A 12,616-nucleotide genomic window follows, 5' to 3' on the forward strand; every position below is an offset into this window, starting at 1 on the left:
TGACGCTCGTTTTTTATTGTATAGGGGGAGAAGATGAAGTTTTTAGAGGTGTTAAGGAAGAAAAATATGAAGGTAAGAGAGTTTCAAAATTGGGGTGTATATTTTCGAAAGCGCTGGGAGGATCACTTTGCAAATCATTTAAGTGATGAAGAAAAAGAAGACATTTTTCTTTATGGAGATAAGTATGGATGTGGGTATCTTTGGCACATATTTAGTTATGAGAAAAAGAAGCGTTTAGAGGGTAAAGAAGCAAAGAACGCGTTTCATAATGAAGTGAAAAAGGATTGCTACATTTTCTACCAACACTGTGATGAGGTACTGTTAATAAAGGATGCGAGTTTGTTACATATGGATGATATATTGTGTGAGAGGGACGATATGTATAAGGGTGATATCTATATTGTAGATAAGGAGTTCACTTGGACTTTTGTAAAAACTCATGAACATAGATGGTGCGGCCCTTATTTTACTAAGAAATGTTAGTAGGTATACAAGCATGAAAGATAGAATAAGTTGATATAAGTGTTCGTATCATACTTGCGTTTCTTATCTATTAGCGTATGATGAAATATATATGTTTAAAAGGATGTGTAACGAAATGAGATGGATTGTATCACTTCTTGTAAATAGCGTTGTGTTAATCGCTGTATCGGGACTTTTAAAAGGGATTGCACCAGATGCATTTTACGTAGCAAATATACAAACTGCAATTATTGCGAGTATTATATTGGCGGTTTTAAATGTGTTCGTAAAGCCATTTTTAATTTTAATTACGCTACCAATTACTGTTGTAACTTTCGGCTTCTTCTTAATTGTTATTAATGCGATTACGTTAAAAATAGCAGATTCATTATTAGGAGATGCTTTTAATATATCAGGATTTGGTGTAGCGATTGTTGCGGCAATTTGTATTTCAATTTTTAATATGATAATTGAAAAGGCAATTGTTGAGCCTCTATATGAAAAAAAGAGAAAGTGACAAAAAGAAAAACATTTCATTATTCGTATGAAATGTTTTTTTCTATTTATTAGAAACCGTATTTCTTGTTTTCAGAAAAAAATGGTACAATATCCGATAGAATGGAATTTTACATCAAACGAGACTGAACCCGCAGCGGAGTGGAGGTTTATACATATGCCGAAAGTAAGAACAAAAGATTTAATTGAACAATTTCAATTGGAGTTAATCAGTGGTGAAGAAGGCATTCATCGTCCGATTGATACAAGTGATTTATCACGACCTGGAATTGAAATGGCAGGATTTTTTACATACTATCCAGCAGATCGTGTGCAGCTTCTTGGTAAAACGGAGCTTACTTTCTTTGACACGTTAACGTCAGAGCAAAAACAAGAGAGAATGAAAGCGCTTTGTACTGAGGAGACGCCATGTATTATTGTAACTCGTAATCAAGATGTACCAGATGAGTTATTACAAGCATCACGTGAATCAGGTATGCCTTTATTACGTTCTTCTCAAACGACAACGAGATTATCAAGTCGTTTAACAAACTATTTAGAAGGTAAGTTAGCACCAACAACAGCTGTGCATGGTGTGTTAGTAGATATTTACGGCGTTGGTGTTTTAATTACAGGTCAAAGTGGTGTTGGTAAAAGTGAGACAGCTCTTGAGCTTGTAAAGCGTGGTCACCGTCTTGTTGCGGATGATAGTGTGGAAATTCGTCAAGAAGATGAAGACATGTTAGTCGGAAGTTCACCAGATTTAATCGAGCATTTATTAGAAATTCGTGGTCTAGGTATTATTAACGTTATGACGTTATTCGGTGCAGGGGCAGTACGAAATTATAAGCGTATTACACTTGTTATTAATCTTGAAATTTGGGATCAAAAGAAAAATTACGATCGCTTAGGTCTTGATGAAGAGAAGATGAAAATTATTGATACAGAACTTACGAAGATTACACTTCCAGTTCGTCCTGGTCGAAACTTGGCTGTTATTATTGAAGTAGCAGCGATGAACTTCCGTTTGAAACGTATGGGAGTCAATGCAGCACAGCAGTTCTCTGAACGATTAATGAGTGCAATTGAGTTAGGAAATCAGGAGTAAACTTTGGAGAGGGAGGTCATATACATATGCTGTTAGCTTCTGTACCACAGCTTGACCGTGTAGCTATCCAACTTGGGCCGTTTCCTGTGTATTGGTACGGGATTATTATCGGTACAGGTGTACTATTAGGTCTTTGGCTGGCAACTCGCGAGGGAGAAAGGCTAGGTATTCCAAAAGATACATTTGTTGACCTTGTATTAATTGCAGTACCGATCGCTATTCTTTTTGCGAGAATGTACTATGTTATTTTTGAATGGGAATATTACGCACAAAATCCGAGTCAAATTATTAATATTCGTCAAGGTGGTTTGGCGATTCACGGTGGTTTAATCGGGGCTGTTATTACAGGTGTTCTTTTTGCGAAACGACGCGGGGTTTCCTTCTGGAAGCTGGCTGATATTGCTGCACCAAGTATTTTACTAGGACAAGCAATTGGCCGATGGGGAAACTTTATGAACCAAGAGGCGCATGGTGATGAAGTAACGAGACAGTTTTTAGAAGGTCTTCATTTACCGGATTTCATTATTAATCAAATGTATATTGAGGGTGTGTACTATCATCCGACGTTTTTATATGAATCATTATGGAATTTTGCAGGCGTAATTTTACTACTTGCATTAAGAAAAGTGAATTTACGTCGCGGGGAGTTATTCTTCACATATTTAATTTGGTATTCAGTAGGACGCTTCTTCGTAGAAGGCTTACGTACAGATAGTTTAATGCTAGGACCACTTCGTATTGCACAAGTAATGTCAATTGGACTTGTTGTTATTTCTATTATTTTCATTATTGTGAGACGAAAAATGGGGCAAGCTGATAAAAGATATTTAGAAAATTAGAGACAAGTAGCATCTTATTATAAGATGCTGCTTCTTTCATATTCAGGAAGGCGAAAGGACTAAGGCGATGAGAATAAATACCGTGTTATTTGATTTAGATGGAACTTTAATTAATACAAATGAACTTATTATTTCTTCGTTTTTACATACTTTAAATACATATTATCCAAATCAATATAAGCGTGAAGATGTGTTGCCATTTATCGGTCCATCTTTGCATGATACTTTCAGCAAGATTGATGAAAGTAAGGTTGAAGAGATGATTACTAGCTATCGGAAATTTAACCATGATCATCATGATGAATTAGTAGAAGAATATGAAACTGTATATGAAACAGTTCGAGAGTTGAAGAAGCAAGGTTATAAAGTTGGTATTGTTACAACGAAAGCGAGACAAACCGTTGAGATGGGATTACAGTTGTCAAAGCTTGATGAATTTTTTGATGTTGTCGTGACAATTGATGATGTAGAGCATGTGAAACCACATCCGGAGCCACTTCAAAAAGCGCTTGAATTATTAGATGCAAAACCAGAAGAGGCATTGATGGTTGGGGATAATCATCATGATATTGTCGGTGGTCAAAATGCGGGGACGAAAACAGCTGCGGTTTCATGGACGTTGAAAGGTAGAGCGTATTTAGAGGCTTACAAGCCGGACTTTATGCTAGATAAAATGAGTGATTTGCTACCGATTTTGTCTAACATGAACCGTTCATAAAGGTTCAAGTAAGTTAGTAGAGGAGCGAGCTAAGTGCGACGGACAACGCGCTATCCTGTTTCAGGAGAAAATTCGTTATGGAATGTGTATAAAACAGTGTCTTTTTGGAAGGTAATGAAAAACTTTATTATTATCCAAATTGCGCGTTACACGCTATTTTTATCCGTAAAAAATTGGTTGTACCGCACTTTTTTACGGATGAAAGTAGGAAAGAAAACATCATTTGCGCTTATGGTAATGCCGGATATTATGTTCCCAGAAAAGATAACTGTGGGAGAGAATTCGATTATTGGCTATAACACAACGCTTTTAGCACATGAATATTTAATTCGTGAATATCGACTTGGCGAAATCGTCATTGGAAATGAAGTAATGATTGGAGCGAATGTAACAATATTACCAGGTGTGAACATTGGAGACGGTGCGACTGTCTCAGCTGGCACACTTGTTCATAGAGATGTACCGAGCGGTGCTTTCGTAGGTGGAAATCCAATGCGTATTATTTATACGAAAGAGCAAATGACCGCAAGAGAAGGTTCATGGTGAAAATGTAACATTTCTCCTCTTTTTTTATGAATAAAAAGGAAATAATTGAGTATAATATACTGTTTTGTTTTTTACGGAATCGTTTATACTTATAGATAGAAGAATGTGTGAACGAAGAAAACAAAAAACTGGAGGATATATGGGGAAAAATCAAAGGATATATAAGGAGAACGGACAAGTTATCTCTTTTAATCAATTAGCGGACTTCTTTTATAAAAAAGGGATGAGAGCTTACAAAGGACAAAAATTGCAAGATGCAATTAAATATTTTCGAAGAGCGGCACAAAGTGAGAAGGAGCCGTTTATTTTATGTCAATTAGCATCAGTATTATCTGAGGCTGGTGAATATCAAGAATCGAATCAAATCTTCTTAAAGTTAGTTAGATCTAATCCAGAACTTGAACAGTGCTATTATTTTATTGCAAATAATTATGCATATATGGGGTTATTTCAACAGGCGAAGAAATATGCAGATCGTTATTTAGAAGTTGCAAAAGAGAAGGAATTCGTAGAAGATACGTTAGAACTTCTTGAGATTATGGAAGAAGAAGCAATGGGTGCGGAAGAGATTGAAGATGAAGATGATTTAATTGTTATGCAGGAAGAAGCGAATCGCTATATTCGTAATGGACAATTGGAAGAAGCAATTGCTACATTAGAAATTGTTACGAAAGATTATCCGGAATTTTGGTCAGGTCATAATAATTTAGCCATTGCACATTTTCAATCTGGTAATGTAGACAAAGCACTGAAGTTAACAGAAATGATTTTAGAGAAAAATCCTGGCAATATACATGCGCTTTGTAATACGCTTATTTTTCTATATTCAATTGGAGAGCATAAACAAGTAGAGGCATTAGCGGGACAGCTAGTTTCGGTATATCCGATTTCATTTGAACATCGTTTGAAACTGGGAACTACACTCGCAACAATTGGTTATTTCGAGCATGCATATAAGTGGTTCAAACTATTAAAGCGTCAAGGATATGAGGGAGACGTTAGTTTTTATTATTGGTTTGCATATTCTGCGTATATGGTGAAAGACCAGCAACTAGCTGAAAAAATGTGGCAATATGTCGTGGAATTACATCCTGATAAAAAGGGAAAAGAACCGTGGAATGCGCTGAATTTAGCAGATGAAGGGCAAAATGTGTTATTTGAAGAATTACGAAAATCATTTCAGCAAAGTGCGACGCTAGAAGAACAAATGCTAGCTTTATATTTAATGAATGAATTGTCAACGCCGGAGAAGGTTGGATTCTTCTTTGATATAACGCAAGCGAAGAACGGTGTTCCCATCGTATCGCAACTTGCAAAGTACTTCTTTTTACTTAATAGTCATAAGAGTATTCCAGCTGATTTACAGCAATTTGAGCAGTGCGCGAGAATTGCGGATGCATTATACAATTATACGAAAAAAGATGATGAATTAATCGAAGAGTGTTTACACTTTTGGTTTTGTACGTTCATACGTTTATATACATCTGGAGACATATTTACAAATGTGTACGGCTGGTCAGCTGCGATTGAATACATTGTACGCGGCGAACAAGGAAATAAAATGACACAGTCGGAGCTTGGAGATGTATATAATGTATCTGTAGCGACTGTCCGAAAGTATGTGCAAGCTGTTAAGCGTACGCACACATAAGATAAGCAAATCATTGGGAAAAAAATGATGCTAACAGTATAATGAGGGTAACTTAATTGTGTAGGAATGGATAGGAGTGAATAGTGTGTCAGAAGAAAAAATTTATGATGTCGTTATTATTGGTGCAGGACCAGCTGGTATGACAGCTGCAGTATATACATCTCGTGCAAATTTAAGCACATTAATGCTTGAGCGAGGTATTCCAGGTGGCCAAATGGCAAACACGGAAGATGTAGAAAACTACCCAGGTTATGAGTCTATTTTAGGACCAGATTTATCAAATAAAATGTTTGAGCATGCGAAGAAATTTGGTGCTGAATATGCATACGGTGATGTGAAAAAAGTCATCGATGGTAAAGAATACAAAACAATTATTGCTGGTAAAAAAGAATATAAAGCACGTGCAATTATCGTTGCAAGCGGTGCAGAGTATAAAAAAATTGGTGTACCGGGTGAAACAGAACTTGGCGGCCGCGGTGTATCATATTGTGCAGTATGTGACGGAGCATTCTTTAAAGGAAAAGAGCTTATCGTAATTGGTGGCGGAGATTCTGCTGTTGAAGAGGGTGTGTTCTTAACACGCTTCGCATCAAAAGTAACGATCGTTCACCGTCGTGACACGCTTCGTGCACAGAAAATTTTACAAGACCGTGCTTTCCAAAACGAAAAAGTAGATTTCATTTGGAATCACACTATAAAAGAAATCAACGAAGCAAGTGGTAAAGTAGGAAGTGTAACACTTGTGGACGTAAATAGTGGAGAAGAGAAAGAAGTCAAAACTGACGGCGTATTTGTATACATCGGTATGTTACCTTTATCAAAACCATTTGTTGAACTAGGTATTACAAATGAAAATGGTTACCTTGAAACGAACGAGCGTATGGAAACGAAAATCCCTGGTATTTTCGCAGCTGGTGATGTTCGTGAAAAAATGCTTCGTCAAATTGTAACTGCAACAGGTGACGGTAGTATTGCAGCGCAAAGTGCACAACATTACGTAGAAGAATTATTAGAGGAATTAAAAACTGTATCAGAAAAATAAGGGATAATATACCTTGTGAGAAGAAAGCTACCGACAGGAGCTTTCTTCTTTTTTTGTGTGAAAATGTCAAAGTTTTGTCAAAAAATATAAGGATTATAAGCTTTCTTATTGATATACTGGACTTTACGGAAAAAATCACTATAAGAAATGAGGAATTTATTCAGTATGGAATGGCGTAATATATATCGTGGATTTTGTATGGGCGTTAGTGATTTAATTCCTGGTGTGAGCGGCGGTACAATCGCTGTTGTGTTAGGGATTTATGAACAATTGCTTGCGGCAATTAGTGGATTCTTTAGTCGTGAATGGAAAAAACATTTAGGATTTTTAATTCCCCTTGCAGCTGGTGTGGCAGCGGCATTTTTAACGTTAAGTCACGTTATTAAATATTTACTTGCAAATCATTATGAACCGACTCAATTTTTCTTCCTCGGTTTAATTATTAGTATATTACCGATGTTAATGAGGGAAGCTGATGCAAAGTCGTCGTTTAAAGGTAAGCACATCGTTTTATTAATAGTTGCAGCAATTCTTGTTGCGATTACAGCTTTCTTTAAACCAGATAAGGCAGCAGATCCAATTACGACTTTAACAATTGTAAATGCAATTGGTTTATTTTTCGCAGGATGGATGGCTAGTATGGCAATGCTGCTTCCTGGGATTAGTGGATCGTTTATTTTATTAATTATTGGTGTGTATCCAACAGCAATTAACGCTTTAACTACACTTAACTTACCTTTAATCGTGGTTATCGGTGCTGGTGTTATGGTTGGATTTGTTGTAAGTAGTAAAGGCATTAGTTTTTTATTAGATCGTTATAAAAGTATGACATTTGCGGCAATTATTGGACTTGTAATCGGTTCGATTGTAATTGTATTCCCTGGGATTCCGACTGGTGGATTTTCAATTATAAGTTCAATCATTACCTTTATTTTAGGATTTGCGATTGTTACTTATTTCGGTAAGAAATAAGTACTTTAATCCCCTTGGCGATAAAAAGCGTTAAGGGGATTTTTCATGCTATTCATTAAAAGTCTAAGCATTTACATTGCTTGTTATAGAAAGCTTTTTTAAAATTGCTGAGTAGCATATGCTTAGCGAAAGAGGACTGGCTCCTTCGTTGTAGCAAACTGTTTTTGATAGTATAATGAAAGAAGTATGCAGTGAGGAATTTTACTGCAAGTAGCTGAGGTGAAGAAACATGCAAAGAGTGACAAACTGTGTGTTAATTAGAGATAATGAAGTACTCTTACTCCAAAAACCTCGCCGGAATTGGTGGGTTGCACCAGGCGGGAAAATGGAGCGTGGTGAGACTGTAAGAGATTCCGTTGTTCGCGAATATCGCGAAGAAACAGGTATTTATTTGAAAAACCCAGCGTTAAAGGGGGTCTTCACCTTTGTCATCCAAGAAGGTGATAAAGTTGTTTCTGAATGGATGATGTTCTCCTTTTTAGCGACAGATTTTGCAGGAGAAAACAAACTAGAGAGCGAAGAAGGCATCATTGGTTGGCATACATTTGATAAAATTGATGATTTAGCAATGGCGCCAGGAGATTATCACATTATTGATTATTTAATTAAAGGAAATGGCATAATCTACGGTACATTTGTATATACCCCAGATTTTGAGTTGCTTTCATATCGATTAGATCCGAGTTAAACCGTCAAGGAGAGGATACGATGACAGAGAATAATGATATAAAAATGGTAATTATTACAGGGATGTCTGGAGCTGGAAAAACAGTAGCTTTACAAAGTTTTGAAGATTTAGGATATTTTTGTGTAGATAATTTACCACCGATGTTATTGCCAAAGTTTATTGAGCTTATGGCGGATTCAAAAGGGAAAATGAATAAAGTGGCACTTGGTATTGATTTACGTGGCCGAGAGTTTTTCGAACATTTATGGGGAGCACTTGATGATTTATCAGAACGTACATGGATTATTCCTCATATTTTATTTTTAGATGCGAAAGATAGTACGCTTGTAACTCGTTATAAAGAAACGAGACGTTCGCATCCACTTGCACCAACTGGTTTGCCGTTAAAGGGAATCGAAGCAGAGCGCAATTTATTAACAGATATGAAGGCACGAGCGAATATTGTGCTTGATACATCGGATTTAAAACCGAAAGAATTACGTGAAAAAATTGTTCACTTGTTCTCAACAGAAACTGAGCAAGCATTTCGTGTAAATGTTATGTCATTTGGATTTAAGTACGGTATTCCAATTGATGCAGATTTAGTATTTGATGTTCGTTTTTTACCAAATCCATATTACATTCCACACATGAAGCCATTAACAGGACTAGATGAAGAAGTTTCTTCGTATGTACTGAAATTTAATGAGACACATAAGTTTTTAGAGAAGTTGACGGATCTGATTACTTTCATGCTGCCTCATTATAAAAGAGAAGGCAAAAGTCAACTTGTAATTGCAATTGGATGTACAGGTGGACAGCATCGTTCTGTTACGCTTACAGAATACCTTGGGAAACATTTGAAACCAGAGTATAGTGTTCATGTATCTCATCGTGATGTGGAGAAGAGAAAGGGCCATTAAGGGATGAAAAAAGAGAGAAAACCTAAAATTGTCATCATGGGAGGCGGAACTGGACTCTCAGTTTTATTAAGAGGATTAAAGCAATATCCTGTTGATATTACAGCAGTTGTTACAATCGCTGATGATGGTGGCAGTTCGGGTCGATTACGTGATGAGTTAGAAATTCCACCTCCAGGTGACATCCGTAACGTACTTGTTGCGTTATCGGATGTAGAGCCACTGGTGGAAGCTTTATTTCAGCACCGTTTCACAACAGGAGACGGACTGAAAGGTCATGCGTTAGGAAATCTATTATTGGCAGGTATGACCTCGATTACAGGAGACTTTTTCCATGCAATTACGGAAACAAGTAAAGTATTAAATGTCAGAGGACGTGTATTACCAGCAGCGAATCAAAGTGCGGTACTTCATGCGGAACTTGAAGATGGAGAAATTGTAACAGGTGAATCAAAGATTCCTTATTACGGAAAGAAGATTAATCGCGTCTTTTTAACTCCAGAAGATGTAGAGCCATTGCATGAAACGTTGGCTGAGATTAAACGAGCTGATTTACTTGTTTTCGGCCCAGGAAGTTTGTATACGAGTATATTACCCAATTTAGTTGTTAACAAAATTGGAGACGCAGTTCTTGCTGCAAAGGCGAAGAAGGTATATGTATGTAACGTTATGACACAAGCGGGTGAAACGATGGGATATACTGCTTTTGATCATGTGCAGGCGTTACACGATCATTTAGGGCAACCATTTATCAATACTGCAATTGTAAATAACCGTGAGATTCCTTGTGAATTACGTAAGTTATATGATGAAGAAATGTCTACACCAGTTGTAGTGGATGAAGAACGTTTTGTTGAAAATAATATTGATGTTATTCAAGAGGGATTAGCGAAGTATGATGATCATGTTGTAAGGCATGATACGTTAAAGTTAGCTTCGATTTTATATTCATTGTTATAAATATGCGTTGCCTCGTTTGAGGTAGCGCTCCTCATTCATATAGGACAAGAATTTTGTTCCGCAATAATCGTATAAGGAGGTGTTGACTGTGTCATTTGCATCAGAAACAAAGAAAGAGTTGACGAATCTTGAGATGAAGGAATGCTGTGAGAAAGCAGAATTATCAGCGCTACTTCGAATGAACGGGTCGCTTTCTTTTTCAAACCGTCGTCTATCTATCGATATTCAAACGGAAAATGCGGCAATTGCAAGAAGGATTTATACGCTTTTGAAAAAAGGATATGACGTGACGGTAGAATTACTTGTTCGTAAAAAAATGCGATTGAAGAAAAATAATGTATATATTGTGCGGCTTGTTGAGAAGTCTCGCGAAATATTAGCTGATCTTCATATTGTTCGAGATGACTTTTCATTTATTCGAAATATATCACAAGAATTGATTGAGAAGAAGTGTTGTAAACGATCGTATTTACGCGGAGCATTTTTAGCAGGTGGTTCAGTAAATAACCCAGAAACATCATCTTATCATTTAGAAATCTTTTCGTTATATAAGGAACATAATGATGCTATATGTGAACTGATGAACGGATTTGATTTAAATAGTAAGACGCTGGAGAGAAGAAAAGGGTACATTACGTATTTGAAAGAAGCAGAAAAAATTACAGAGTTTTTAAATATTATAGGTGCTCATAATGCACTTTTAAGATTTGAAGATATTCGAATCGTACGTGATATGCGTAATTCTGTAAATCGTTTAGTGAACTGCGAAACAGCTAATTTAAATAAAACAATTGGTGCAGCACTAAGGCAGATTGAAAATATACGCTACATTGATGAGACAGTTGGTCTTGATATATTGCCGGATAAACTACAAGAGATTGCACAATTACGAAGAGATTATCAAGATGTAACATTGAAAGAGTTAGGTGAGATGGTATCCGGGGGGAAGATTAGTAAGTCGGGTATTAATCATCGTTTGCGTAAAATCGATGAAATTGCAGAGAAATTACGCGCGGGGGAAACGGTAGCAAAAAAATAAGAGGTTAAAGGGGAAATGGAGCTGTGGTTCAAAAAAGAGTTCAAGTTTCATTAAAAAACGGTTTACAAGCACGTCCGGCTGCGTTGTTTGTACAAGAGGCAAATCGCTTTCATGCAGATATCTTCATCGAGAAAGATGGAAAGACAGTAAATGCAAAGAGCATAATGGGGATTATGAGCTTAGCAATTGGAACTGGAAGCATGATAACAATTACAACAGAAGGTTCAGATGCAGAAGAGGCTTTAGAAGCATTAGCTGCATATGTACAATAAAAAGCTATCGCGTATATGCGATAGCTTTTTTGTTGTCTGTGCGAATTAGCGAGGAGGGGTATTTAAGGGGTACGTGCTTGTCGAGAATTGTCGGTAAGTCGATAAGTTATGTCGAAACGTCGATATATTAAAATAATCGCCGATATAATCGGAGTTGCGGTCGATATATTTGAAAAATCGCTGATATATTTAGAGAGATACTGGATGGGGTATGTGAGCGGGGAACAATATATAAAAGAAGCGCCCAATTATAGGGCGCTTCCACTTTTAGTTGTATCCAGCTCCAGCGACCTGCGATTCTAAACGAGCCGCTTTCGCTTTTAGTTATTAACGATTTGTAAAGATTTTATCGATTAAACCGTATTCTAAAGCTTTTTCTGCTGTCATGAAGTTGTCGCGGTCTGTGTCGCGTTGTAGTACTTCAAGTGGTTGACCAGTGCGGTCAGCAAGAATTTGGTTTAGTTTTTCACGTAAGAATAGGATACGTTTTGCAGCGATTTCGATTTCAGTCGCTTGACCTTGTGCTCCGCCAAGTGGTTGGTGAATCATTACTTCACTGTTTGGAAGTGCATAACGTTTTCCTTTTTCACCTGCTGCAAGTAAGAATGCACCCATAGATGCTGCCATACCGATACAGATTGTTGATACTTGTGGTTTAATAAACTGCATTGTATCATAGATTGCCATACCTGCTGTGATAGAACCACCAGGGCTGTTGATGTAGATGTGAATATCTTTTTCTGGATCTTGAGATTCCAAGAATAAAAGCTGGGAAACGATTGAGTTAGCTACGTTGTCATCAATTGCACTACCAAGCATAATGATGCGGTCTTTTAATAGTCGAGAGTAAATATCGTAAGCGCGTTCTCCACGATTTGTTTGTTCAATTACTGTAGGAATTAAATTCATCTGTTATTTCCTCCTT

15 protein-coding genes are annotated in these 12,616 nt (G+C 36.9%); 14 read left to right on the top strand and 1 reads right to left on the bottom strand.

Annotated elements, in window-relative coordinates; all coding sequences use genetic code 11:
* Positions 1-33: 33 nt before the first annotated feature.
* From QCI79_RS15115 to QCI79_RS15180, 14 genes are all read left to right on the top strand, one after another.
* Positions 34-483, top strand: coding sequence for a DUF4275 family protein (locus tag QCI79_RS15115; RefSeq protein WP_000670204.1), 450 nt, complete (start codon positions 34-36; stop codon positions 481-483).
* Positions 484-598: 115 nt separating this feature from the next.
* Entirely contained in the window at positions 599-979 is a 381-nt protein-coding gene (locus QCI79_RS15120; RefSeq protein ID WP_001267308.1) for a phage holin family protein, read from the top strand.
* Between the two features lie 156 nt (positions 980-1,135).
* Entirely contained in the window at positions 1,136-2,065 is a 930-nt protein-coding gene (gene hprK / locus QCI79_RS15125; protein WP_001127250.1) for an HPr(Ser) kinase/phosphatase, read from the top strand.
* Positions 2,066-2,091: 26 nt separating this feature from the next.
* A complete protein-coding gene (gene lgt, locus QCI79_RS15130; RefSeq protein ID WP_000922850.1) occupies positions 2,092-2,904 on the top strand; it encodes a prolipoprotein diacylglyceryl transferase in 813 nt (270 codons plus the stop codon).
* Between the two features lie 67 nt (positions 2,905-2,971).
* Positions 2,972-3,622 (top strand): pyrophosphatase PpaX, encoded by a 651-nt coding sequence (ppaX, locus tag QCI79_RS15135; RefSeq protein WP_002097946.1) that lies wholly within the window; start codon positions 2,972-2,974, stop codon positions 3,620-3,622.
* A gap of 33 nt (positions 3,623-3,655) precedes the next feature.
* A complete protein-coding gene (locus QCI79_RS15140) occupies positions 3,656-4,168 on the top strand; it encodes an acyltransferase (protein ID WP_021727785.1) in 513 nt (170 codons plus the stop codon).
* A 139-nt stretch (positions 4,169-4,307) separates the two neighbouring features.
* Positions 4,308-5,819, top strand: coding sequence for a tetratricopeptide repeat protein (locus QCI79_RS15145; RefSeq protein WP_000517720.1), 1,512 nt, complete (start codon positions 4,308-4,310; stop codon positions 5,817-5,819).
* Positions 5,820-5,904: 85 nt separating this feature from the next.
* A complete protein-coding gene (trxB, locus tag QCI79_RS15150) occupies positions 5,905-6,861 on the top strand; it encodes a thioredoxin-disulfide reductase (protein ID WP_001288079.1) in 957 nt (318 codons plus the stop codon).
* Positions 6,862-7,026: 165 nt separating this feature from the next.
* On the top strand, positions 7,027-7,833 hold the full coding sequence (locus tag QCI79_RS15155; RefSeq protein WP_000455200.1) for a DUF368 domain-containing protein: 807 nt from the start codon (positions 7,027-7,029) through the stop codon (positions 7,831-7,833).
* 229 nt (positions 7,834-8,062) lie between these two features.
* The gene (locus tag QCI79_RS15160) at positions 8,063-8,521 is read left to right on the top strand and encodes an NUDIX hydrolase (protein ID WP_001190080.1); all 459 of its coding nucleotides are present in this window, start codon (positions 8,063-8,065) and stop codon (positions 8,519-8,521) included.
* Between the two features lie 20 nt (positions 8,522-8,541).
* Positions 8,542-9,423: an RNase adapter RapZ gene (gene rapZ, locus QCI79_RS15165; RefSeq protein ID WP_000138459.1), complete on the top strand. Its 882-nt coding sequence runs from the start codon at positions 8,542-8,544 to the stop codon at positions 9,421-9,423.
* Between the two features lie 3 nt (positions 9,424-9,426).
* A complete protein-coding gene (locus QCI79_RS15170) occupies positions 9,427-10,380 on the top strand; it encodes a gluconeogenesis factor YvcK family protein (RefSeq protein ID WP_000712186.1) in 954 nt (317 codons plus the stop codon).
* Between the two features lie 88 nt (positions 10,381-10,468).
* Positions 10,469-11,419, top strand: a complete 951-nt coding sequence (gene whiA, locus QCI79_RS15175; protein WP_000006560.1) for a DNA-binding protein WhiA — start codon at positions 10,469-10,471, stop codon at positions 11,417-11,419.
* Between the two features lie 23 nt (positions 11,420-11,442).
* Entirely contained in the window at positions 11,443-11,691 is a 249-nt protein-coding gene (locus tag QCI79_RS15180) for an HPr family phosphocarrier protein (RefSeq protein ID WP_000250307.1), read from the top strand.
* Between the two features lie 327 nt (positions 11,692-12,018).
* Here QCI79_RS15180 and clpP read toward each other — a convergent pair whose 3' ends face one another.
* Entirely contained in the window at positions 12,019-12,600 is a 582-nt protein-coding gene (gene clpP / locus QCI79_RS15185; protein WP_001049162.1) for an ATP-dependent Clp endopeptidase proteolytic subunit ClpP, read from the bottom strand.
* Between the last annotated feature and the right edge of the window lie 16 nt (positions 12,601-12,616).

Source organism: Bacillus cereus group sp. MG1 (assembly GCF_040460035.1).
Taxonomy (GTDB): Bacteria; Bacillota; Bacilli; order Bacillales; family Bacillaceae_G; genus Bacillus_A; species Bacillus_A cereus.

Bases quoted from the DNA above. Each gene is read 5' to 3' on its own strand.
- QCI79_RS15115 (WP_000670204.1), top strand. From the start codon at position 34: ATGAAGTTTTTAGAGGTGTTAAGGAAGAAAAATATGAAGGTAAGAGAG.
- QCI79_RS15120 (WP_001267308.1), top strand. From the start codon at position 599: ATGAGATGGATTGTATCACTTCTTGTAAATAGCGTTGTGTTAATCGCT.
- hprK (WP_001127250.1), top strand. From the start codon at position 1,136: ATGCCGAAAGTAAGAACAAAAGATTTAATTGAACAATTTCAATTGGAG.
- lgt (WP_000922850.1), top strand. From the start codon at position 2,092: ATGCTGTTAGCTTCTGTACCACAGCTTGACCGTGTAGCTATCCAACTT.
- ppaX (WP_002097946.1), top strand. From the start codon at position 2,972: ATGAGAATAAATACCGTGTTATTTGATTTAGATGGAACTTTAATTAAT.
- QCI79_RS15145 (WP_000517720.1), top strand. From the start codon at position 4,308: ATGGGGAAAAATCAAAGGATATATAAGGAGAACGGACAAGTTATCTCT.
- QCI79_RS15155 (WP_000455200.1), top strand. From the start codon at position 7,027: ATGGAATGGCGTAATATATATCGTGGATTTTGTATGGGCGTTAGTGAT.
- QCI79_RS15160 (WP_001190080.1), top strand. From the start codon at position 8,063: ATGCAAAGAGTGACAAACTGTGTGTTAATTAGAGATAATGAAGTACTC.
- rapZ (WP_000138459.1), top strand. From the start codon at position 8,542: ATGACAGAGAATAATGATATAAAAATGGTAATTATTACAGGGATGTCT.
- QCI79_RS15170 (WP_000712186.1), top strand. From the start codon at position 9,427: ATGAAAAAAGAGAGAAAACCTAAAATTGTCATCATGGGAGGCGGAACT.
- clpP (WP_001049162.1), bottom strand. From the start codon at position 12,600: ATGAATTTAATTCCTACAGTAATTGAACAAACAAATCGTGGAGAACGC.